Genomic DNA, 21,862 nt, shown 5'->3' with positions numbered 1-21,862 from the left:
GCAATGCCTCCCGCCTTTCATCCCTACGGCCCATCCCACAAGGCGGTGCTCGTCATCACGCTGGCTGTGTTCATCGTGATGCTGCTGCTCTCCCGTACCCGCTGGGCGTTGCTATCGCAGCGGGTTCTGGGCACCCTGCTGCTGGCCATGTATCCCATCGGCCTGACGGTGCACGCATTGTACGGCTCGCTCAGTGTATTGACGGCGCTGCCGTTGCAGTTCTGTGACATCGCCACGCTCGCGGGTGGCATCGCACTCTGGACGCGACGTCCGTTTTTCTGCGAGGTGGTGTATTTTTTTGGCATCGCTGGCACCCTGCAGGGGCTGTTGACACCCGCGCTGATCTATGAATTTCCGGACCCACGTTTCATTTTATTTTTCATCATGCACGGGGGAGTGCCTGTCACGGCGATCTACGTCGTCACAGCGATGGGAGTTCGCCCGCGCCCCGGGGCCGTGCTGCGCATCATGACCTTCTCCGTGGCCTGGTATGCCGTGATCGCTGTCGTGAACTACGCTCTGGGCGCGAACTACGCTTTTCAGTGCTCAAAACCAGTGCAGGCCAGCCTCTTTGACCAGCTCGGGCCTTGGCCTTGGTACAACCTCAGCACCATCGGCCTCGGCCTCGTTTTTTACTCCATCCTCTATCTCCCCTTCGCCTTCCGCAAAGCCATGCCCTGACCTCTTGACGCAGCCTTGGCGTTTTGGCCGCACATCTCCCTCTCAGATGTCGCTTTGCATTTCCGAATTTGCCCCCATAATCGCGCCCTTGAAAGCCCCTCCAACCCAGACCACGAAAATGAAAAACCCAGCATGGACCACCGACGACAGCGCCGAGCTTTATGGCATCCGCGAATGGGGCCATGAGTATTTCGACATCGCCAAGTCCGGCGAGGTCGTGGTGAAGCTGAAGGATGGCAAGAAAACGAAAGACGTCTCGCTCGCCTCCATCGTGAAGGGCTTGCGCGAACGCGGCACTCAGCTCCCACTGCTCATCCGTTTCGGCGATCTGCTGCGCTGGCGCATCGACGAGCTGAACGAAGGCTTCGCCTCCGCGATCAAGGAAGGCAAATATCAGGGCGTCTATCGCGGTGTTTACCCCATCAAGGTGAACCAGCAGCAGGAAGTTATCGAGGAAATCACCCGCTATGGCCGCAAGTATCACTACGGACTTGAGGCTGGCAGCAAGCCGGAGCTCATCGCCGCGCTGAGCTACATGCATGATCCGGAGGCCTACATCGTCTGCAACGGCTACAAGGACGAAGAATTCATCGACCTCGCGCTATTTGCTCAAAAGATGGGCCTGCAGGTCATCCTCGTGCTGGAAATGCCGACGGAGCTGGACCTGATCCTCGAACGTTGTGAGAAAATGGGAGTGCGCCCGACGCTCGGTGTGCGCTTCCGCCTCAGCGCTGAAAGTGCCGGCCACTGGAGCGGCTCCGGCGGTGACGCGAGCATGTTCGGCCTGAACATCTCGCAGCTCATGCATGTCGTCGATAGCCTGCGCGAAAAAGGCATGCTCGACTGCCTGCGCATGCTGCATTTCCACCAGGGATCGCAGATTCCAAACATCCGCGCCATTCGTCAGGCCGTTACCGAAGCAACCCGCGTCTATGTCGGCTTGGTGCAAGAAGGCGCACGCATGGGCATCCTCGATCTCGGCGGTGGTCTCGCGATCAGCTACGACGGCCTGAAAGGTGCCAGCGAAGCCAGCAGCAACTACGGCACGAAGGAATACTGTGCCGACATCATCGAGGCGATCACTGAAGTGACCGCTGAGGCTGGCGTTCCGCACCCTGATCTCATCACCGAGTCCGGCCGCGCCATCGTGGCCTACTACTCGGTTTTGATCATTAACATCCTCGACATCAACCGCTTTGAGCCACGCAAAGGCATCGCCGATGTCGGACTCGCCAAGGACGCCCCGCCCTTGCTGCGCAATCTTTACGAACTGCGTCTTGATGCGGAAAAGCATGCCGCCAGAACCACCCGCGACCGTCTGCAGGAAATCTACAACGACGCCATCTACTACCGCGACAAGCTGCGCAGCGAGTTCAATTACGGCAAAGTCAACTTGCGTGAGCGTGCGCACGGCGAAGAGCTTTACTGGGACATCCTCACCTGGGTGGATGGCATGCGCGAGAGATGCGATCACGACGGCAGCCAGATGGACCGCCTGGAAACCATCACGACCGACTTCTACTACGGCAACTTCAGCGTCTTCCAGAGCCTGCCTGACCTTTGGGCCATCGACCAGATCTTCCCGGTCATGCCGATCCACCGTCTCAAGGAAAAGCCCACGCGCAATGCGGTGCTCTCCGACATCACCTGCGACAGTGACGGCAAGATCGACAAATTTGCCCACTCCCACGGTATCAACCCCAGCCTGCCGCTGCACGATCCGCAGATCGAAAAGGGTCACGAGTACATGCTCGGCATCTTCCTCGTCGGCGCGTATCAGGAAACCCTCGGCGATCTTCACAATCTCCTCGGCGACACCAACGTCGTCAGCGTCCGCGTGGAAAACGGCAAAGTGAAGTACAGCCGCGAACTCGAAGGCGACAGCGTCGCTGAAGTGCTCACCTACGTCGAGTACGATCCCAAGGACATGCTCACCCGTTTCCGCCACCTCGCCGAAAGCGCCGTTGCTTCCAAGCGCATCACCGCCACTGAGCGCCGCGAGATCATGGAAAGCTTCGAGGCAGGTCTGCGCGGCTACACCTATTTCGAGAGCTGATTGCGGCTCAGATAAACGTCGCCTTCCGCGAAATCGCCCGTTGCAGCAGTTCCAAATACTGCGCGCAGGGAATTTCATGCCCGCCAAACATCGCGAGATGCGGCGTCGTCCACTGCGTGTCGTGCAGCAGGTAGCCGCGCTCATGCAGACGCCTTTGTAGAAGCGTCAGCGCCACCTTGGAGGCCTGCGGCTCGCGGCTGAACATCGATTCGCCGAAAAACGCCCCGCCGATACTCACGCCATAGACGCCGCCACGCAGTTTTCCATCCCTCCAAACCTCCACGCAATGCGCAAAACCAATGCGATGGAGCTCCTCATACGTGTCCATGATGTGGTCGGTGATCCAGGTGCTCTCACGGTCGGCGCAGCCGCGGATCACATCGCCAAAGGAGGTGTTCCAGCGTACTTCAAACGGGTGCTGCTTCAGGTAGCGCTCAAACCGGCTTGGCACGTGAAACTCCGCCACCGGCAGGATGCCGCGCATCTTGGGCCGATACCACGAGATGGAGCCATCGTCCTCCCCCATCGGGAAGGCCCCTTCGCAGTAGGCGTTCAAGAGATCCACGGGTTCGATTTGCGACATACCGCACTCTAAAGCGATCAAACTTCATGATTCAACTCTTGAACCGTGAACCGTGAAACACGAACGTAGGACCGTGAACCTCGCCAATCAGATCACCATTTTCCGCATCCTGCTGATTCCCGTCTTCATTGGGCTGGTGATCTATTATGGCGACAGCGCCCGGGGCGACCACCCCGACGAATCCCTGCGCCTCTGGGCCGCTGCGGTCTTCGGCATTGCCGCGATCAGTGACGCCATCGACGGCTGGATCGCCCGCCGATTCGATCAGCGCACCCGTTTCGGTGCCATCATGGACCCGCTGGCGGACAAGCTGCTCATGCTCGCCGCCATTATCCTGCTCAGTTTCACTTCCTGGCGGCAGCATTTCCCCCTGTGGTTTCCTATCCTCGTCATTGGCCGCGATCTGCTTTCCATCGGTGGAGCTTTCGTGATCGACCATTTTGCGGGCAAATTCCAGATCCACACCCACTGGACCGGCAAAACGGCCACTTTTGCCCAGATGGCGGCCATTCTGTGGATCCTGCTCGATCTCAAGCCAGAATGGCTCATCTGGCCCACCTTGTTTGCCGCTTTGTTCACCACTTTGTCGGGTTTTCTCAATCTGGCGGACGGTGTCAAGCAGTTGCAAGCTGCGGGACATGATTGACGCGGGGGGCGCACCGTGCTCTCTGAACAATGCTCAAAACCGTTGCCATCGTCGGACGCCCCAATGTGGGCAAGTCCGCGCTCTTTAACCGCCTTGCCGGGAAAACCATCTCCATCGTCCACGATCAGGCCGGTGTGACCCGGGATCGCATCACAGCGCAGTGCCGCCGTGGTCCGGCATGGTTTGAGATCATGGACACAGGCGGCATCGGCGCCAGCACCGAAGACGTTTTGACCGATCAGGTGCAGATTGAGGCCTCCATCGCCCTTGATGTGGCGGATCTGCTGATGTTCGTCGTCGATGTCGTCGACGGCATCACCACGATCGATCAAACCCTCGCCCGCGAACTGCGCCGCACCAACAAGCCGGTCATTCTCGTCTGCAACAAGGCCGACTCTCCCAAGCGCAAGCTCAACGCCAGCGAGTTCAGCAAATTTGGCTTCCCCGACACCGTCGAAGTCAGCGCCGCCCATGGCCTCGGCATCGACGATCTCGTCGCACTCGTCTCCGAGCGCCTTGACCTGAAGGAGTCCAACGAAACGGAGGACGCCATCTCGCATCAAAACACGCGTCCGTTGAAGCTCGCCATCGTCGGCCGGCCAAACGCAGGCAAATCCTCGCTCGTGAATGCCATCCTCGGCATGGAGCGTGCCATCGTCAGCGACGTGCCCGGCACCACGCGTGATGCCCTCGACATCCAAGCCTCCTATAACGGCAAGCATTACCAGCTCATCGACACCGCCGGCATCCGCCGCCGCGCCAATCTTGACACCGTTGTCGAGATCTCCAGCGTGGATCGCAGCTTGCAGAGCATCAAGCGCGCGGATTTGTGCCTTCTCGTCATCGACTGTGCAGCCGGGGCCAAAATGCAGGACCGCAAGATCGCCCAGTTTATTTTGGAAGAGCGCAAGCCCTGCATCCTCGTCATGAACAAGTGGGACCTCTTCCATCCAGATGGCAACCAGAAGGACCGCATCGAGCACTTGGACGAACTGATGCGCCGCGAATTCTTCTTCCTGAACTACGCCCCGCTCGTTGCCATCTCGGCCAAGAACAAAGACCACATCGGCAAGCTCTTCGTGCAGATTGAAAAGGTGCGCAGCGGCTCACAAAACCGCATCGGCACCGGCGCTCTGAACCGCCTGCTCTCCACCGCCATCGAAAACACTCCCGGTGCCCTGGGTCGCAGCACGCACAGCTTCAAGCTGCTCTACGCCACCCAGGTCAACGAGGCCGAAGGTTTTGCCATCCCCGTGCCGCACTTCGTTCTGTTCGCCAACCGAGCCTCGAAACTCACCGACAGCTACATGCGCTATCTGGAGAAAGTCATCCGTGACGAATGGAGCGCCCCCGGCGTGCCCTTCAAAATGAGCGTGCGCGGCAAAGGACCGAAGAACGCGAAGAAGTAAGCTTGTTGGATGCCTGCCAGCCTTTGGATTTTGGCACTCCTGACTTCCAAGGCAGGAGGATGCTGACTAGGCTGCCGCATGGCCACCATTCAGACCACCACCGTCGGCTCCTATCCCGTCCCCGAATGGCTCAGCGCGCTTCCCAGCGAAGCCGCCGTCATTGACGCCACGCGCGTGGTGTTCGACACGCAGCGCCAGGCGGGCATTGATCTGCCAACGGATGGCGAGCTGTATCGCTTCGATGTGAATCATCCCGACACCAACGGCATGATCGAGTACTTCGTCCACAAACTGGGCGGCATCGATAGCCGCGTGGGTCGTGCGGACACCGCTGCATTTCGTGCCAAGCATGAAATGGCCTTTCGCAGCAAGCCCGCCGCCGTTGTGCGGGGCCCCATCACCGAAGGAGTGCTCAATCTGGCCGAAGACTGCGCACGCGCGGGCAAAGTGGCAGGCGGCCCGTTCAAGTTCACCCTCACCAGCCCCTACATGCTGGCCCGCACGCTGCTGGACACGCACTACAACGACTTCGAAGCGCTCAACATGGCCATCGCCGATGCCTTGGCCGCGCAAGCCGCCGACTTGCAATGCGCCTGCGTGCAGATCGATGAAGCCAACATACCCGGTAATCCGGCAGATGCCCCTATCGCCGCCGCAGGCATCAATCGCGTGCTGGATGCGGTGAAAGGCACCAAGGCGGTCCACTTCTGCTTCGGCAACTACGGCGGGCAGACGATTCAAAAAGGCGAGTGGGCGGCACTCATCACGTTCTTGAATTCACTGCGCGCCGATCACCTCGTGCTCGAACTGGCGCACCGTCCTGCTTCTGATCTCGATGCGCTGAAGGAACTCGATCCTAAAATCGGTGTCGGTCTCGGCGTTGTGGACATCAAGGTGAATCACGTCGAAACCGCCGACGAAATCGCCCGCCGTATCGAATCCGCAGAGAAAAAGCTCGGCGCAGGCCGCGTGAAATTCATCCACCCCGATTGCGGTTTCTGGATGCTCAAGCGCAGCATCGCCGATCGCAAAATCGAGGCGCTGGCGAAAGGACGTGACCGCTTTGAGGGGCGGTGATGGAGTTCATCGCCCTCTCCGTGCTCAAGAATCGTAGTTGCCCATCCTGAGTGAAGTATTATTTTCCTACATGACTGCAATCGATCTTCGTCAGGCTTTCCTGCAACTGCCCGTTTTCGAGCAGGCGTCGTTATTGGACGATCTCATCATACATTCATGCGATGCCACATGGGAAGCACGACTGGCAAACGAGATGGAAGATCGAGTGGATGCGGTGGAACGTGGTGAAATGGCGCTGCATCCTGCTTCTGACGTCCTGACTGAGTTGCGGAGCAGGCTGCGTGAATGAATGTAGTTTTCACAGACGCCGCTCGCACGGAATCAATGGAGGCCTTCGGCTTTTATCAGGAACGATCCGAAAAGGTTGCCGCAAACTTTTTCCGGAGCCTCGAAAACGCGACTGCCTGGCTGACGGCACATCCCAATACGGGAAGCCCCCTCTCTAGCCGAACTCGTCGCTACCTGATGAAGACATTTCCTTATTTGGTGATCTACCGCATTGTAGAAGATGCGGTTTGGGTTGTCGGTGTGGTTCACGAAAAACGCGATCCAAAAAACTGGCAGCACCTGATCTGACGCTCACACCAGACCAAACAGCTTCTTCAGCGCCGCTTCATCCGCCGTCGTCGCAAGCAGGAAGGTTTGGCTGCCGTCGCTCCAGCTCGCCATGTTCCAGTTCTTGCTGTTTTTGAACTGCGGCTGCAATTGCGGCGGCGGATCTGGGAGACCGGTGTTGTCCACCACCACAAGGTGCGCTTCCTTGCCGGGCTCAATTTCAAAACAGATGATGGATGCCTTGCGACCAGCGACTTTGATGCACTTGCAGGCCAGCACAGGCATCCCTCCCACTGTGCCGGGCAGACGAAGCGGAGTCGGGGATTGATCGGCCACGAGCATCTTCTTGATGGCTTCGAAATCGCGCGACATGTGATCGACCTTGGACATGCCGGACTCGACTTTCGTCACCGCAGCGAGGGATTCGGCCTGCCAGGCGGGCATGTGGTTACTCACCGACCAGAGTATCGTCCAACCAATTGCCACCGCTGCGGCAGCAGCGGCCAGTGTGGGCAGAACCCAGCGGATGGGACGTTTCGCGGGGCGTCTGGCATTTTGCAGAATGCTCTCGCGCAGCCCAGCCGGGATGGACGCGGCGAAGGCTTCGGCGACTTGTTCATCGAACACGGTGCGTTTTTTCAGCCATGCACCCAGTTCAAGATCGCTCTCGGCCATGGCACGCGCCTCCGGCGACGCATCCTGCGGGCGGAGCGTCGTGGCGTCGAGTTCGAGTCTGGCTTCTTCGCGGTTCACGATGCGGTAATGGGGATGATGTTAGAGGCGGTGGATTCTTCGAGGCGGCGTAAAATGGTGCGCAGGCTGTCTTTGGCGCGAGAGAGACGTGACATCACGGTGCCGATGGGAACACCCAGCGTCTCGGCGATGTCGCGGTAAGACAGCTCCTTGAGGTAAAACAAAACCAGCGGAGCGCGGTAGTTCGGTTCCAGTTGCTCCAGCGCGGTTTGCAGTGTGGCGCTGTCCACACGCGGATTCTCGCCATCATCGCTATGTTGTGTTGCGCCATGCTGTTCTGGCTCGAACTCGACCTCCTCGTATTTTTTTTCGCGCCGGGCGATGCTGAGCCATTCACGGTAGATCGTGGTGAAAAGCCAAGTCTTCACCTTCGCGACATCTCGCAGGGAGTGCCCCTTCTTCGCCCATTGCAGAAAAGTCTGCTGCACAAGATCCTGCGCCGTGGCCTCCCGCCGGCACATGCTCAGGGCAAAACGGTAGAGCCCCTGATAATGGGCGTCCACGATCTGCTCAAAGCTGGGCACGGAATCAGTCACGCGTCGAGGTATCGTCCGAGTTGCGGGCAGTTCAATGCCGAAATGAAAGGTGAGTTCCATGAATTCATGGGGCGGGTATGTAAATGGGAGTCGTGGCAGAGGCCTTTATTCCCGCATCTCACGATTTTCCCCTTCGCCGCAGCAGCGCATCGACCGAAAATTTGCCTGGGCCAAAGATAAAGACCGTCAAAACAGCGAGCAGAAACAGAAACGGTGGCGCGGTGACGAAAGAGTCGGAATCGGACCAGATTGTTTTCACCACATCCAGATGCGCAGTGCCATAGGCGACGAGCATGACGCAGATGAGAGGCACACAGGTGACGCGTGAGACGAGGCCGAGGAGAAGCAGCAAGCCACCGAAGCATTCCGTGCCGCCAGCCATGTAGGCATTGAGCTGTGGAAAGGGAATGCCGAGTTCAGTGAAGAAGGCGGTGGGTGCGCTGATGTCACTGAGTTTACCTTTGCCCGTCTGGAAAAACTGCCAGCCCCAGTAGAGTCGGATACCAAGTAGGAAGGGATCAGCCAGAAAGCTTGCAGCACGGTCGAGGAGGGTGTTGGCGAGAGTCCAGGGCTTCATGACTTGAGGGGAGATTTGACGAACCAGCCGAGCTGGGAAAATTCGGTGAACCAGTCACGGATCTGCGCGGGCCAGTCGGTTTCCGGATTCGCATCGGCGAGAGCGAGCTCAATGGCATCGGCCAGCGTGAGGCCATCCCGTAATGCAGCGAGCATGGCAAATGACTCCGGGGCGAGGCGCTTGAAGTAGAGCGTGTTGTCGTGGCGATGGACGGCCAGATGCACGCACTCACGTTTTAATTTGGGAGCCTTGGCAATACTGGCGCGCGTGGGGGCTTCGGACATGGCCTGACTGGCGGAACCGCGTACGTCTGCGTCGGACTTTTTCATCGCGGTGATGAAATGATCGACGGCGTGGTCGATTTGCAGCAGGACGACGCAAGGCTGCAGTCCGAGATGCAGTGTGGAGGGATCAGCGCCGAGGAGATCATCGATCCGCAGCGGCTTTTTCAGCGCTTCATCAAAGGCAAGCGTCTGCGCCCACTCGACTCGCGCGACATCACGCGCTTTAAGATCCGTGATGAAGGCAGGGAGTGCGGAACCGAGGTTGCGCAGGGTCCAGGACGTGCTGGGATGCTGCGCGAGGTAGTCGCGGCAAAGTTTGTGAAAGCGGCGCTCGCCCAGAAGTACGCGCAACGCGGGATAGTCGTCATAGAGGCAGTCGAGCAGGCGGAACCAGTACTGCCGGGCGTAGATTTCGAGACGCTCAAAGCCGCTCATGCGGTCATTCGGCGTGATGAAATCAATCTGGGTGCTGGTCGGCATGCCGTCGTGGCGCGTAAGCGGCTGCATGAGCGCGGCAGCCATGGTGCGCTGAAGCTGCCGCAGGTCGGCGTTGGTGCGGAGCTGACTAGGCGTGCGTGTGCTCATGAAGGTAGCGGTTGGCTTTGAGCGCTTCGGCGTGGACGTCCTCAAAGCTGGGGATTTTGTCGTCCCATTCGAGCAGCGTGGCGGTGCTGCCAGTAAGCTTGATGGCTTCCGCATAGAGATCCCACACGGGATCGGTCACGGGATGATCGTGAGTATCGAGAATGACGTCATCGAGCCTGGTATGACCGGCGATATGAATCTGGCCGACGCGATGATGCGGCACAGCGAGGAGGTATTCGAAGGGATCGAAGCCGTGGTTCTCCGAGGAGACGTAGATGTTGTTCACATCCAGCAGGATGCCGCAGTCAGCATGCTCGACGACTTCGTTGAGGAACTCCCATTCGGTCATCTCATTCTGCGTGAATTCGGCATAGCTGCTCACATTTTCGACGCAGATGGGCACTTCGAGGAAATCGCGTGCCTGCTTGATCTTCTCGGCGGTGTGCTTGGCCACGCTCATCGTGTAGGGCATGGGCAGGAGATCATGCGAGCAACGGCCATCGATACTGCCCCAGCAAAGGTGATCGGAAAGCCAGGGCGTATTGGTGCGCTTCACCAGACGCTTGAGTTTTTTAAGGTGGTCACGGTTTAGCGGGTCGGCATTGCCAAAGTACATTGCCACCCCGTGCTGCACGACGCGGTACTGCTCCAGAATGCTGTCAAGTATCTCCAGCGGGCGACCGCCATCGACCATGAAATTCTCGGAGATGATCTCAAACCAGTCACAGACGGGCTTTTTTTCCAAGATGTGCCGGTAATGCGGTACACGGAGGCCTAGACCGATGCCGAGGTCGGTTTGACCATTGTAAGGGTTGGCGGGCATGCTCGGGAGTTCAAAGGTAAAGCTTAATATCAAGGACTGACCGCAACCACACTGGGTGGCTGCGGAAGTCTGTGTTGCCTTACTTCTTCGGCATGGTGTTGCAGCCGCCTTTGCCTTTGCAGGTGTTTTTGCCTTTGCAGCCAGCATCGCCAGACTTGCAGCCGCCTTGTCCTTTGCAGTCGTTGTGTCCCTTGCAGGTGTGCTGGCCTTTGTCAGCCATCTTTTCGATGGAGACGCCGGGGTTGGCTGACTTCTGGGTGCTGGTGGCCTGGGCGGCGTAAGCGCCGGAAAGGAGACCGGTGAAGGCGGCGGCGGCGATGATGTGCTTGGTGCTCATGGTGTGATGTGCGTTGCTTAGTTTGTTGGTTCCGGCTGGCTGCGTGTATTCGCGCCGTCGCAACATGGGAACCCCCTCCCCCGCGAATATTCCCGCCGAACTGAACTTTCTTTTAGCAGGGGGCAAAAATGCCTGCTTTACTCCACTCCTGCGCTGGATTTGAACCCTGCGCCCTTCTTCCATGGCATCTCCCAAGCACATTCATTTCATCGGCATCTGCGGCACCGCAATGGGTTCCACCGCAGTCGCTCTGCGCGCCCTCGGTCACACCATCAGCGGCTCCGACAATCAGGTCTATCCACCGATGAGCGATGTGCTGCGTGACGCAGGCATCACCGTGACTGAAGGCTATCAACCGGAAAATCTGCCACTTCATGCCGATGCGTACGTGGTAGGCAATGCCATTTCACGCGGCAATCCGGAACTCGAAACCCTGCTGGAGAAAAAGCTGCCTTACGTCTCCATGGCGGAGATGCTGAAGCGCGAAGTGATCCAGGGAAAACGCAGCTTTGTGGTAAGCGGCACCCACGGCAAGACGACCACGACAACGATGCTGGCGTGGATCTACGAGCACGCGGGCAAAAACCCCGGCTTCATGATCGGCGGCGTGCCGGAGAATTTCGAATCTGGCGCTCGCTTCACCCATTCGGACCTGTTTGTGATCGAAGGCGACGAGTACGACACGGCCTACTTCGACAAGCGCAGCAAATTCCTGCACTACCTGCCGGAGTGCGCGATCGTGAACAACATCGAATTCGACCACGCGGACATCTTCCGCGACCTCGATGAAATCCTGCTCTCGTTCCAGCGCTTTTTGAACACCGTACCACGCAACGGCCTCGTACTGGCCAACGGCGACGATCCCAACTGCCTTAGCCTGCGTGCCAAGTGCCCAGCGCCATTCAAGACGGTGGGCCTCAGCGATACCTGCGACTTCCGCATCACGATCACCCGCGTGACGCCCCAGAGCACCCATTTTGAAATCAACGGCACTGCTTTCGACGTGCCGATGGTCGGCGAATTCAATGCACGCAACGCAGCGATGTGCGTGTGCGCCGCCCGCTTTGCCGGATTGAGTGATGATGAAATCCGCGCCGGGCTGTCCAGCTTCCGCGGCATTCGCCGCCGTCAGCAGGAGTGCGGCACAGCCCACGGCATCACGATCATCGACGACTTCGGTCATCATCCCACCGCGATTCGCGAGACGCTGCGCGGCCTGCGCCAGCGCTATGAGGGACGCCGCCTGTGGGCGCTGTTTGAACCGCGCTCAAACACCAGCCGCCGCAACGTCTTGCAAAATGAATTGATCGAAGCGCTGACCGAAGCCGACGGCTCGGTGATCGCCGCAGTCGCCAATCCTGAGAAAGTAGCCGCAGATCAACGCCTGGACACCGCCAAAGTGGCGCAGTCCGTCACCGCACGCGGCAAGCCATGCTGGTTTGAAGCAGACACCGAAGCCATCGTCAACCGACTGAAACAGGAAACACGCAGCGGTGATGTGATCGTGGTCTTCAGCAACGGTGGCTTCGACGGCATCCACGACAAGTTGCTGAACACCCTCTAGTCCGAACCGTTTGCGATTTTTGACAGTGGTTTACAGTTGTTGACGCTAGTTTCTACCGAGCAGCGGCAGAACCGCTCCATCGGCTGGGAGAACAATCGTAAACGCCCCCTCAGTACACGATTTGCACCTCGTCCCCCACGCGCACCAGGCCAAAGAACTCCTTCGCCTTCGCATGGGGAAGCCGGATGCAACCGTGGGACGCAGGCCGACCCGTGACATGCCCGCTGTGCAGGCCAATGGCCCCGCAGTTCAACCGCATGAACCAAGGCATATCCACATGGTAGATCGTAGAGACATGGGAGGTGTGCTTGTCGGTGATGACATAGCGCCCCGCCGGTGTGCCATACCCTTCACGCCCGGTGGAAACCAGGGTTTGGTTGATGATGCGCCCCTGCTTGGTCACCCAGGCACGCTGACTGGAGAGATTTACGGTCACAAGCGTGTCAGGCTCCGACTCAGGATCACGGCCCAGCAGGACACGCATCAGGAATAGATAACCCTGGGTGGCCGCAAAATTGATGGGGTAACGATTATAGCGCGTGGTGTACAGTCCTGCCCGGCCGCCAGCACGCATCAGAGTGACCGCGCCTTCCACATCGCCACGCGCAGCACAGCAGATCAGGGGCGTGATCCCTCGGTCATTTTCCATGGCGTTGCGCAGATCCTTGATGGTGCAGCGGTCAATGACCTGTTTCTGTATGGGCGTATTAAAGCGAGTGTTGGGATCGACTCCAAACTCCAGCAGCGCCTTCAACACAGGTGCATTCCGGCGTAGGGAGGCAATCGCTATCGGAGGCTGCTTTTCATGCGCAGGCTGGTTCAGGTTCACTCCTGAGAGCGCCAGCACATACACACATTCCGCACGTCCCATGCGCACGGCGGCACAGAGCGGCGTATCACCGCCCAAGGTCATTTCGTCGGGTGAAATGCCCAGCGCGATGAGCTTGGCAAGATGCGCCGCATCGTCATTGAGCACGGCTTGGTAGGCCTGCGGCAGCGCAGACGTGCGCGGCATCAGGCGAGTCCAGTGATCAGCAATCGGATCAAGGACCGGACGCCAGGCAGGCACAGTGCTGGCAAGAACAGGTGCCGTATTCTCAGATTTCCTGACGATTGCCACCGCGGGTTCCGCGCTGACCGCCTTCGCTGGAATGACCGACTTCTCCTTTGCCGCCTCAGCCGCACGTATGAGGGCGGCCTTCTCTGCATTCGGCCGCACTGGCAGCGAACGCACCGGGTCAAATGTCGGATCAATGGGCAACGCAGCACGGATCTCAGCTCCGATCTCGCTCAGCTTTCCCAGACGCACCTTGCTAACCGCAGCCGTGGGCGGGGGGATAGCATCCAAACGAAACATTTCATGGTTCTTCAAAAGTTGTATGACGCCACTAAAAACTCCCACGCCGACGATGGGGGGGAGAATGCACGCACTCAGCATGTTGATGAATGAACCTTTTTTCATTTTTGAGTCACAAGCCTGCAACCAATAACAAAGATGACCTGTGTGTCGAGCGTGTATTTCGCTGAGTGGAGGCGAGAACTACCGCATTGACGCATGTTAGACACCAACAACGTCGTAGGCGATGGCACGGACATTTATGCGGCTTTGTTTGATCGCGGCGGCCTCTATCAGGGATCTGACTCCTTTGGCTGGACGCTCATCCCCGATCTTACGCAGGACAATCCCTCCAGTATGTCGCCTCGCGCATTTCCACCAGCGCAGCCGCCATCATGTCCATGACCATGGTGCCAGAGCCGCAGTCGGCTTTGCTGGTGATGCTGGCTCTTTCGGTAGGTTTGCTGCAGCGCAGGCGCATCACGCGCCCGGTTTGATCTCAGCAAAGATCAGCCTGCCTGCACTCGTCGGAAGGGTGCCGGAAACCACCACATCCACCGTCTGACCAATATGGGTTGCGGCGTTGTTCACGACGATCATGGCGCCGTCTGGCAAATAACCCACCGCCTGGTTCTTGTCCTTGCCCTGCTTGGTAAGCGGCAGCCGCAGTTCATCCCCCACGCTGAGTTCTGGATTCAGGGCTGCGACCAGTTCGCGCATGCTGAGCACGGTGATGCCACGCAGCCGGGCCACTTTGGCGAGATTGTCATCACTGGTCAGCAGGCGGGCGTTCAGCTCACGCGCCAGCGTCACCAAGCGCACTTCCACCGGAGCATCTGAGCTGCCGTCCTCATGAATGGAAACCTTCATCTCCTGCCTTGCCCGCAGTTTTTCCATCATCTCAAGCCCTCGCTTGCCACGCAGGGACTGCGCGACCTCGGGGGCGTCTGCCAACTGCTGGAGTCCGTCTAAAACGCAACGTGGCACCACGACGGCACCGCTGAGAAATCCGGTGGCAAACACACCTGGCAGCCGGGTATCCATGACCACGTTTGCGTCCAGCAGCAGCGGCTCACCTTCAGAACCGTCACGGCGAAACCGGATGTACGGAATCAGAAAGGCAAACTGGTCCCGATCACTGCGCAGCGCGAACGTGACACCGAAAAACGCCAGCGTGCCGTAGATGCAGATCTCCGCGACGTTTTGCAGCGCCGCGCCCTCCTCGTGATTTTGAAAATAGGCGAGCTGGAACACGCCGATGCGCGTGATCAGCCAGGCGCAGAAGAGACCCACGGCAAGTCCCAGCGTCGCGTGGGAAAAATCACGCAGGGTGAAGTGCGCCAGCAGCACATCAAGCACCATCAGCATGCCCATGAACACTGCGCCGCTCACCGCCCCGACCCAGGCGTCCTGCTGCAGGCCCAGAGCGATGGCGATGCCAATGAAAACAGAGAACGCAAAAAACAGCGCACGCACAAGGCGGATGGGCCAGGAAGTTTTCATGGAGGTGTTCAGGGATTAAAGGCAAAAGCCAGACGGGGCAAAAGGATTCTCCCCCTCAATTCATCACTGCCTGAATGCCATGCCGCCACGCCGCATAAAACGGAGTTCAACCCCGGCATCCGCAAACACCCGCCCCATCTCCCGCTCAAGTTCAGCCACACTGCGCCCTTTCAGAATGAACTCCCGCACAGCACTCTCCTCATTCATGCCCTGATCCAAGGCCCGCAGCAGCGCTTTCACACCCGCCCCGTCTCCAGCACGATCAAGATAAGTAAGATAAAATGTCAGGAGCATCGCCGAGGCGCGGTTCTCTTTCGCAACCAGCGTGTCCAGGCTCGCCGCCCATCCTCGGGGCTCCATGGCCAGCAGTTCGGACAGGTTTAACATTCCAAAACGCACCGACTGCCCCATCTGCCGCGCGCCAGCCTCACGCAGGCTCTGCCGCAGTTGCTCAATCGTCTGCGCAGGAGACAGCCCTGCACTCTTCGCATCTGCAAATTCAGGAATATCCATCATCAGCCACACCGGCACTACCCGGTTCACGACCGGGACCGGTGGCGGCTGCACCACCTCGGGTAAGGGTGCCGGCGCGAAATTTTTCTTCAACCCATAAGCCGCCAGACCGGATGACCCCACTGTTTCCAATGGAGACTTCAAGCTCCGCGCCTGAACCAAGGGCGACTCACGCTCGGCGATGGCAGCGTTGGGATGCGGCGTCTCCTGCTTCAACCACAGCACAAACACAGTGACCCCCAAGGCAGCCGAAGACACAACGGCCGCACGCAGCACCGTGATAATGCCCGGCTTGCCACGCCTGCGCCGTTTGCGAACGACTTCGGTTTGGTTCACCAGCGCCGTGGGCGCGCAACTGGGTGCTAGAGGATGCATGACACTCGGTACTCACCGGGTAAAAGCTCCAAACGTCAAGCGCGCTTCACTAAGACATCCTTTAAAGAAAGTCGCACAAACGCGTCTCACTGCATCATCGCCTGCGCTTTTTCCGCCACCACCGGCTCATCTCGGAACACCGCCAAAGCCGGACGCAGCAGTTGCGGATCTTCGTCCAGTGTCCGTTCGGCAAGCTGCCGCGCCAGGCGCACCAGCCGCGTATCTGCCAGCAGTTCACCAAACAGCAGCGGTGCCTGGCCGCTCTGCGCATGACCCAGCACATCCCCTGGACCACGCCGGCGCAGGTCTTCCTCGGCAATCTGGAATCCGTCACTCGTCTCTTCCATGATCGCCAGCCTCTGACGATTCTCATCGTCCTTGTCATCGACAAACAGCACGCAGTAGCTCGTATTCTCCCCGCGGCCAATGCGGCCACGAAGCTGGTGCAACTGCGCCAGCCCGAAACGACCCGCGTCATGAATGAACATCACCGTTGCGTTCGGCACGTCGATGCCCACCTCGATCACCGTCGTCGAAACCAGCGCGTCCAGCTTGCCCGCACGGAAGCGTTTCATCACATCCTCCTTTTCCTCCGCGCTCATCCGCCCATGCAGCAGCCCCACCTCGCACGGTGCGAGCAGCTTGGACCACTCCTCGTGTCCCTTCGTCGCCGCGCCCGCATCCAGCTTTTCCGATTCATCAATCAGCGCATAGACGATGTACCCCTGCCTCCCCTCCTCGATCTGCTCGCGCAGAAATTTTGCCGCATCTTTCTGCTTCGTCTTCGGCCTCACTTTCGTGATGATCTTCACCCCATCACGCGGCTTCTGGTCGATTGTGGAGACCTCCAGATCTCCATAGATCGTCAGTGTCAGCGTGCGGGGGATGGGCGTGGCTGTCATCACCAGCACATCCGGCGTGTCCCCCTTGCGGATCAGCTTCGCCCGCTGTGCCACGCCAAACTTGTGCTGCTCATCAATGACGACAATCCCCGTGTTGTGCATCAGCTCCGCGTCATGCAGCAGCGCATGCGTGCCGATCACAATGTCGGGTTTCGTAGAGCTGCTTTTTCCGCGCATCAGGTCCAGGCCATCTCCATCCTCTCGCTTCGATCCCGTCCTCAGCGCCACCCGCAGTCCCAGCGGCTCCAGCCACTTCCGCGCGCTGCGAGCATGCTGTTCGGCCAATATTTGAGTTGGTGCCATCAGCACCGCCTGCCGGCCTGATTCAACCGCACGCAGCATCGCAGCAAAGGCCACCACCGTTTTGCCGCTGCCCACATCGCCATGCAGCAGGCGGTTCATCGGATTGCCCGAAGCCATGTCTCGATGGATCTCGTCCAAACACCGCTGCTGCGCCGTGGTAAGTTGAAACGGCAGCTCATTGAAAAAGTCCCGCAGCAGTTCGCCCGTGCCGACCTGCTTGCGCCCGCCCGATTCGATCACCCGCCGCTTCCGTCGTGCCACGCGCAGTTGGTAGCCATAGAACTCCTGCAGCGCGAGGTAGCGCCGCGCCTGCTCCAGCCTCTCCATACTGGCAGGGAAATGCACTTCGCGCAGTGCCTTGGACCGCGACAGCCCCGCAAACTCCCCTTCCCCGCTCGGTGTCGGCAGCAGATCTTCAATAAACGACTCAGGCAGCGCCTGCAGCACATGCCACGCCGCCACACGCAGCGCCTTTTGCGTCATCGCCCCTTTCAGTCGGTAGATCGGCGTGATGCGCCCCGTGTGAATCTGCTGCGCATCATCATCGGCACCGCCTTTGACGATCTCATACTCCGGGTGCGACATGCTCAGCCGCCCTTTCGTGTCTTTGATCACACCATAGATTATCAGCTCCTGCCCTTCGGCGAACACCCGGCTCATGAACGGCATGTTCCACCACTTCAGCGTCAGCTGCTGCCCCAGCAGCCCCGTCGCATGCCGCACCACCGCCTCAAACACGCCCGCCCTGCCAAAAAATTTGTTCCCCGTCTTCGTGATCAAAACGTGATGACAAGACGGCACCAATCCTGCCTGAAACGCCAGCGCCTGCATCTGCCGCCTGTCCTCATGCCGGGATGGCATCAAAGCGATCACATCCGCCACCGTCGTCACCCCCTCCTTGCCCAACAGCCGCGCCGCATGTGCGGGAATGCCTGGAACTTCAGCGAGAGAGAGGTCGAGTGGGATCACCGCGCCACATCAATGACCGCGCATGACGTGTCAAAGCCGATCTCACCGGAGCGCATGCGTCCTGTGTGCGCGGCAGACTCGCAAGGCTTCATGCTTCCACTTCACCCGCCTGACGCATAATCTCCGTAACGATACGATCCGCCAACCAGTAACCGTTGCCACGAACGGCATGGATCAACGGTCCTACCGAGTCAATCAAACCTGCCTGCTTGGCTTCCACCAAGATACGGCCAGAGCCGACGACTTGCAGACCATAGACATCGCGAGCTACACGTCTGCCGCGTGCTTCATCCATCAAAAGCACCGATGACTTATGGCGCAGCGCCAGTTCGATGGCTCTGGATTCACCGAAATCGAGCAAGGAGGTCAGCAGCGGATCAGGCGGCGTCCCGAGATCGATCACTTGCAGCCATGACGCTTCTCGAAAAGCTTTGAGACCCACTTTGGAAACACCTCCAGCCTGGCATTCTGTTGCCACCTCCGCCGGAATGCAGACTGTTCCGAACAGAGAACGTAGCAATCCAAGCTGATCGATACCGCCAAGGGCGATCAACGGTCCGGAATTGCAAACGACCGTGCTCATGGACGCAGCACAGGCAGCTCACCGCTGAACTCAGCCGCGAGATCATCGTCATCCCAATTCACACTGGAAACACCCCATTGGCGACAGGTGAGCAAAAAATCGACGCGGGACAATCCCGCCAACTGGGCCGCCTGCCCGCTGGAGAGCCGATGACACTCAAACAGTTTCATCGCCGCAGCGATCTTTGTGTCCGCCGCGAAACGCGGCGCATCCACGCCCATGGCTGCAAGCCAGGATGGCGGATATTCGAGGGTGATCGTGCTCATGGCAGAAACTAACTTCAAAAGCCGAACGTGCAACGAACCTCATCTGACAAGACAAGGCGGGAACCACCTCACACCGCCTTCTCCATCACATAATCATCCATCACAAACCCGCTGCCGATGTCGCTGACAATGTCCTCGGTAAATCGAAATCCCGCGCGCAGGTAGGAACGAATAGCCGGAGCATTGCGCTTGTTCACGCGCAGGCGCACGGCCTTGCAGTGCATCTCGCGGGCCCGGTCCTCGGTCCAGCGCAGAGTGATCCCGCCGAGACCGTGCCCGTGAACTTCGGGCAAGAGGTAGAGCTTGTTGATGAATAGGACAGGCTCAAAGAGAAGCTTCTCAAACGAGATGTAACCGACAGCCTTCGGCCCGGCGGTCTCGACGAGCGCATACCACACGTCACGCGCCTGCATCTCGTGCGCCATGGATCCGGGCTGATACCAGATGGAAAGCATGTAGCGAATCTGCTCCTCGCTGATGATGCCGGGATAGTAAGCATGCCAGATTTCATGCCCAAGCTGCTGCACCGTGGGCAGTTCATGGGCACCAATTCGGCGAATACGTGCGGGGAGGGGGGCTCGCCGTGCTTGCAGCGTGCTCAAGGCATGCCGCCAAGTGTCCTCATCCCGCGCAGGAGAGAGACGGTGCAGATGCGTGGCAATTTGGTCCTGCGTCGGCTCCACGACCTGCTCCTCGCGGATTTGTTTCTGATCCGATGGAAATTCCGCCTCCGGCAGAATCAACTGCGCGAGATACCAGCAGGCCCAGGCGCGCCAGGTGCGCAGTTCCTTGTTTGGCTCCACCATACGCGTGGCCAGATGCTGCCAGTGACGGCGCGGATTCCCCATGAACTGGCCTTCGACCCGATGCTGCATGATCCACACCAGCGCCAGATACGGCAGCGGCCATTTCGCGAGGATCGGCTCATCCGCACTCAGCGGCAGCGACAGCGCGCGGTTGATGATGAGGATGCTTTTGGCCGGAAATCCTTCGCGCCACAGGCTCTGCGCGTAGTGCAGCGCCGTCTCATAAAACAGCGGACCACGCTCATGATTCAGCGCCTCGATGTCCGTGTGATCGTAATGACGATTCTCCTCCGGCAGCAGCGGGCAGGGCGGATTGATCCATGCAGTGTGTTTCACGCCGATTTTTCCTCCCATCCCTTCGCCCTGCCCAGCGCACGATTCCAGCCCTGCGTGATCTTGGCACGTGCGGCCGCTTTCATGCTCGGCTTGAACTTGCGATCCACCTGCCAGTGCTTCGCAATATCCGCGAGATTTTTCCAATACCCCACGGCAAGTCCTGCGAGGCAGGCCGCTCCGAGCGCGGTGGTTTCATTCACCTTCGGGCGCACAACAGGCACCCCCAGCAAATCGCACTGCAACTGCATGAGCAGGTTGTTCACGCTGGCTCCCCCATCGACACGCAGTTCCTTCAGCTTGATGCCCGCATCTGCTTCCATGGCCTTCAGAATATCCATGACCTGCAAGGCGATGCCCTCCAATGCCGCACGCGCGATGTGCGCCGCGGTGGTGCCGCGTGTCAAACCCAACAGCGTACCGCGCGCATACGCATCCCAGTGTGGCGCCCCGAGCCCGGCAAACGCAGGCACAAGATAGACTCCGCCGGTGTCAGGCACACTCGCGGCCAGCGCCTCGACATCCGCCGACTGGCGGATGATGCCCAGCCCATCGCGCAGCCACTGGATCGCCGCTCCGGCGATGAATACGCTGCCTTCCAGTGCGTATTCGGTGCGCCCATTGATGCGCCATGCCACCGTGGTGAGCAGCTTGTTTTTGGAGACGATCGGTTTGGTGCCGGTATTCATCAGCATGAAACAGCCGGTGCCATAGGTGTTCTTCACCATGCCCGGCTTCGTGCAGATCTGGCCAAACAACGCCGACTGCTGATCGCCCGCGATGCCTGCGATGGGAATGGACCCGCCAAGCAGCGATGTCGTGCCAAACTCACCGCTCGAATCCCGCACCTCCGGCAGCATGGAACGCGGCACGCCGAAGATCTTCAGCAGCTCGTCATCCCAGGTGCCTTTGCGGATGTCATAGAGCATGGTGCGTGAGGCATTGCTGACATCCGTGGCATGAACCTTGCCGCCGGTGAGATTCCACAGAAGCCAGGAGTCGATGGTGCCAAAGGCGAGCTCGCCCTTCGCCGCGCGGGCATTGGCCCCTTTCACGTTTTGCAGCATCCACTGCACCTTTGTGGCGGAGAAATAGGCATCCACGACGAGGCCGGTCTTGCGCTGGATGACCTTGTCCAGTTTCTGCGCGCGCAGCTTGTCGCAGATCGAAGCCGTGCGGCGGTCCTGCCAGACGATGGCATTGCAGATCGGCTTCCCGGTCTTGCGATCCCACACCACTGCGGTCTCGCGCTGGTTTGTGATGCCGATGGCTGCCACGTCCCCAGCCTTCACACGCGCCTTGTGCAGCACTTCGGAAGCCACCCCGGCCTGCGTGGCCCAGATTTCCTGCGCATTATGCTCCACCCAGCCCGGTTTCGGGAAAATTTGCGGGAACTCCTTCTGGGCCGTCGCCACGATGCCGCCGTCGTGGTTGAAGAGGATCGCACGTGAACTGGTGGTGCCTTGGTCGAGAGCGAGGATGTATTTCATGGTTATTTCAGATGTTC

The 21,862-nt window shown here is 59.3% G+C and carries 24 protein-coding genes; 9 read left to right on the top strand and 15 right to left on the bottom strand.

Annotated features, from left to right (window positions below):
* The first annotated feature begins 3 nt into the window (after positions 1–3).
* The gene (locus PSV43_RS05120; protein ID WP_300194458.1) at positions 4–681 is read left to right on the top strand and encodes a TIGR02206 family membrane protein; all 678 of its coding nucleotides are present in this window, start codon (positions 4–6) and stop codon (positions 679–681) included.
* A gap of 118 nt (positions 682–799) precedes the next feature.
* Positions 800–2,737 carry a biosynthetic arginine decarboxylase gene (gene speA, locus PSV43_RS05115; RefSeq protein WP_345784649.1) on the top strand — a complete coding sequence of 646 codons (1,938 nt, stop codon included), beginning with the start codon at positions 800–802 and terminating at the stop codon, positions 2,735–2,737.
* Between the two features lie 7 nt (positions 2,738–2,744).
* On the opposite strand, the gene aat is transcribed toward speA, so the two are convergent.
* Positions 2,745–3,320: a leucyl/phenylalanyl-tRNA--protein transferase gene (aat, locus tag PSV43_RS05110; protein WP_300194456.1), complete on the bottom strand. Its 576-nt coding sequence runs from the start codon at positions 3,318–3,320 to the stop codon at positions 2,745–2,747.
* 52 nt (positions 3,321–3,372) lie between these two features.
* Here aat and pgsA point away from each other — a divergent pair, with 52 nt between their 5' ends.
* The 5 genes from pgsA to PSV43_RS05085 all read left to right on the top strand — a co-directional run bounded on the left by pgsA (position 3,373) and on the right by PSV43_RS05085 (position 7,028).
* Complete coding sequence (gene pgsA, locus PSV43_RS05105; RefSeq protein WP_300194455.1) at positions 3,373–3,966, top strand: CDP-diacylglycerol--glycerol-3-phosphate 3-phosphatidyltransferase; 594 nt, start codon at positions 3,373–3,375, stop codon at positions 3,964–3,966.
* A gap of 29 nt (positions 3,967–3,995) precedes the next feature.
* Complete coding sequence (der, locus tag PSV43_RS05100; RefSeq protein WP_300194454.1) at positions 3,996–5,375, top strand: ribosome biogenesis GTPase Der; 1,380 nt, start codon at positions 3,996–3,998, stop codon at positions 5,373–5,375.
* Between the two features lie 78 nt (positions 5,376–5,453).
* Positions 5,454–6,452 carry a cobalamin-independent methionine synthase II family protein gene (locus PSV43_RS05095; protein WP_300194453.1) on the top strand — a complete coding sequence of 333 codons (999 nt, stop codon included), beginning with the start codon at positions 5,454–5,456 and terminating at the stop codon, positions 6,450–6,452.
* A gap of 70 nt (positions 6,453–6,522) precedes the next feature.
* A complete protein-coding gene (locus tag PSV43_RS05090) occupies positions 6,523–6,741 on the top strand; it encodes a hypothetical protein (protein WP_300194451.1) in 219 nt (72 codons plus the stop codon).
* Positions 6,738–7,028, top strand: a complete 291-nt coding sequence (locus tag PSV43_RS05085) for a type II toxin-antitoxin system RelE/ParE family toxin (protein ID WP_300194449.1) — start codon at positions 6,738–6,740, stop codon at positions 7,026–7,028. The genes PSV43_RS05090 and PSV43_RS05085 overlap by 4 nt, the downstream gene beginning before the upstream one ends.
* A 3-nt stretch (positions 7,029–7,031) precedes the next feature.
* Here PSV43_RS05085 and PSV43_RS05080 read toward each other — a convergent pair whose 3' ends face one another.
* From PSV43_RS05080 to PSV43_RS05055, 6 genes are all read right to left on the bottom strand, one after another.
* Positions 7,032–7,760, bottom strand: a complete 729-nt coding sequence (locus PSV43_RS05080; RefSeq protein WP_300194447.1) for a hypothetical protein — start codon at positions 7,758–7,760, stop codon at positions 7,032–7,034.
* On the bottom strand, positions 7,757–8,296 hold the full coding sequence (locus PSV43_RS05075; protein WP_300194445.1) for an RNA polymerase sigma factor: 540 nt from the start codon (positions 8,294–8,296) through the stop codon (positions 7,757–7,759). Before PSV43_RS05075 ends, PSV43_RS05080 begins: the two co-directional genes overlap by 4 nt.
* 118 nt (positions 8,297–8,414) lie before the next feature.
* Positions 8,415–8,873 (bottom strand): DoxX family protein, encoded by a 459-nt coding sequence (locus PSV43_RS05070; RefSeq protein WP_300194443.1) that lies wholly within the window; start codon positions 8,871–8,873, stop codon positions 8,415–8,417.
* Positions 8,870–9,742 carry a DNA-binding domain-containing protein gene (locus PSV43_RS05065; RefSeq protein ID WP_300194440.1) on the bottom strand — a complete coding sequence of 291 codons (873 nt, stop codon included), beginning with the start codon at positions 9,740–9,742 and terminating at the stop codon, positions 8,870–8,872. The genes PSV43_RS05070 and PSV43_RS05065 overlap by 4 nt, the downstream gene beginning before the upstream one ends.
* On the bottom strand, positions 9,723–10,565 hold the full coding sequence (locus PSV43_RS05060) for a DUF692 domain-containing protein (protein WP_300194438.1): 843 nt from the start codon (positions 10,563–10,565) through the stop codon (positions 9,723–9,725). Before PSV43_RS05060 ends, PSV43_RS05065 begins: the two co-directional genes overlap by 20 nt.
* Positions 10,566–10,644: 79 nt before the next feature.
* Complete coding sequence (locus PSV43_RS05055) at positions 10,645–10,902, bottom strand: hypothetical protein (protein ID WP_300194436.1); 258 nt, start codon at positions 10,900–10,902, stop codon at positions 10,645–10,647.
* A gap of 181 nt (positions 10,903–11,083) precedes the next feature.
* On the opposite strand from PSV43_RS05055, the gene mpl reads away from it, so the two are divergent.
* A complete protein-coding gene (gene mpl, locus PSV43_RS05050) occupies positions 11,084–12,466 on the top strand; it encodes a UDP-N-acetylmuramate:L-alanyl-gamma-D-glutamyl-meso-diaminopimelate ligase (RefSeq protein ID WP_300194434.1) in 1,383 nt (460 codons plus the stop codon).
* Between the two features lie 109 nt (positions 12,467–12,575).
* Here the strand turns inward: mpl and PSV43_RS05045 are convergent, their stop codons facing one another.
* Complete coding sequence (locus PSV43_RS05045; protein ID WP_300194432.1) at positions 12,576–13,928, bottom strand: L,D-transpeptidase family protein; 1,353 nt, start codon at positions 13,926–13,928, stop codon at positions 12,576–12,578.
* Between the two features lie 93 nt (positions 13,929–14,021).
* On the opposite strand from PSV43_RS05045, the gene PSV43_RS05040 reads away from it, so the two are divergent.
* Positions 14,022–14,207: a hypothetical protein gene (locus tag PSV43_RS05040; RefSeq protein ID WP_300194430.1), complete on the top strand. Its 186-nt coding sequence runs from the start codon at positions 14,022–14,024 to the stop codon at positions 14,205–14,207.
* 75 nt (positions 14,208–14,282) lie between these two features.
* On the opposite strand, the gene PSV43_RS05035 is transcribed toward PSV43_RS05040, so the two are convergent.
* The 7 genes from PSV43_RS05035 to glpK form a co-directional block, all read right to left on the bottom strand.
* Positions 14,283–15,305 (bottom strand): hypothetical protein, encoded by a 1,023-nt coding sequence (locus PSV43_RS05035; protein WP_300194428.1) that lies wholly within the window; start codon positions 15,303–15,305, stop codon positions 14,283–14,285.
* Between the two features lie 63 nt (positions 15,306–15,368).
* Positions 15,369–16,193: a hypothetical protein gene (locus PSV43_RS05030; protein WP_300194426.1), complete on the bottom strand. Its 825-nt coding sequence runs from the start codon at positions 16,191–16,193 to the stop codon at positions 15,369–15,371.
* Between the two features lie 86 nt (positions 16,194–16,279).
* Positions 16,280–18,367: an ATP-dependent DNA helicase RecG gene (gene recG, locus PSV43_RS05025; protein ID WP_300194424.1), complete on the bottom strand. Its 2,088-nt coding sequence runs from the start codon at positions 18,365–18,367 to the stop codon at positions 16,280–16,282.
* 88 nt (positions 18,368–18,455) lie between these two features.
* The gene (locus tag PSV43_RS05020) at positions 18,456–18,950 is read right to left on the bottom strand and encodes a DUF3368 domain-containing protein (protein ID WP_300194422.1); all 495 of its coding nucleotides are present in this window, start codon (positions 18,948–18,950) and stop codon (positions 18,456–18,458) included.
* Positions 18,947–19,216: a UPF0175 family protein gene (locus tag PSV43_RS05015; protein WP_300194420.1), complete on the bottom strand. Its 270-nt coding sequence runs from the start codon at positions 19,214–19,216 to the stop codon at positions 18,947–18,949. The genes PSV43_RS05020 and PSV43_RS05015 overlap by 4 nt, the downstream gene beginning before the upstream one ends.
* A gap of 68 nt (positions 19,217–19,284) precedes the next feature.
* Positions 19,285–20,358, bottom strand: a complete 1,074-nt coding sequence (locus PSV43_RS05010) for a GNAT family N-acetyltransferase (RefSeq protein WP_300194418.1) — start codon at positions 20,356–20,358, stop codon at positions 19,285–19,287.
* Positions 20,355–21,845 (bottom strand): glycerol kinase GlpK, encoded by a 1,491-nt coding sequence (gene glpK / locus PSV43_RS05005; RefSeq protein WP_300194416.1) that lies wholly within the window; start codon positions 21,843–21,845, stop codon positions 20,355–20,357. Before glpK ends, PSV43_RS05010 begins: the two co-directional genes overlap by 4 nt.
* Between the last annotated feature and the right edge of the window lie 17 nt (positions 21,846–21,862).

Origin of the sequence: Prosthecobacter sp. (assembly GCF_029946185.1) — a bacterium.
Classification (GTDB): domain Bacteria; phylum Verrucomicrobiota; class Verrucomicrobiia; order Verrucomicrobiales; family Verrucomicrobiaceae; genus Prosthecobacter.
This window is presented reverse-complemented; position numbering and strand designations above follow the sequence as displayed.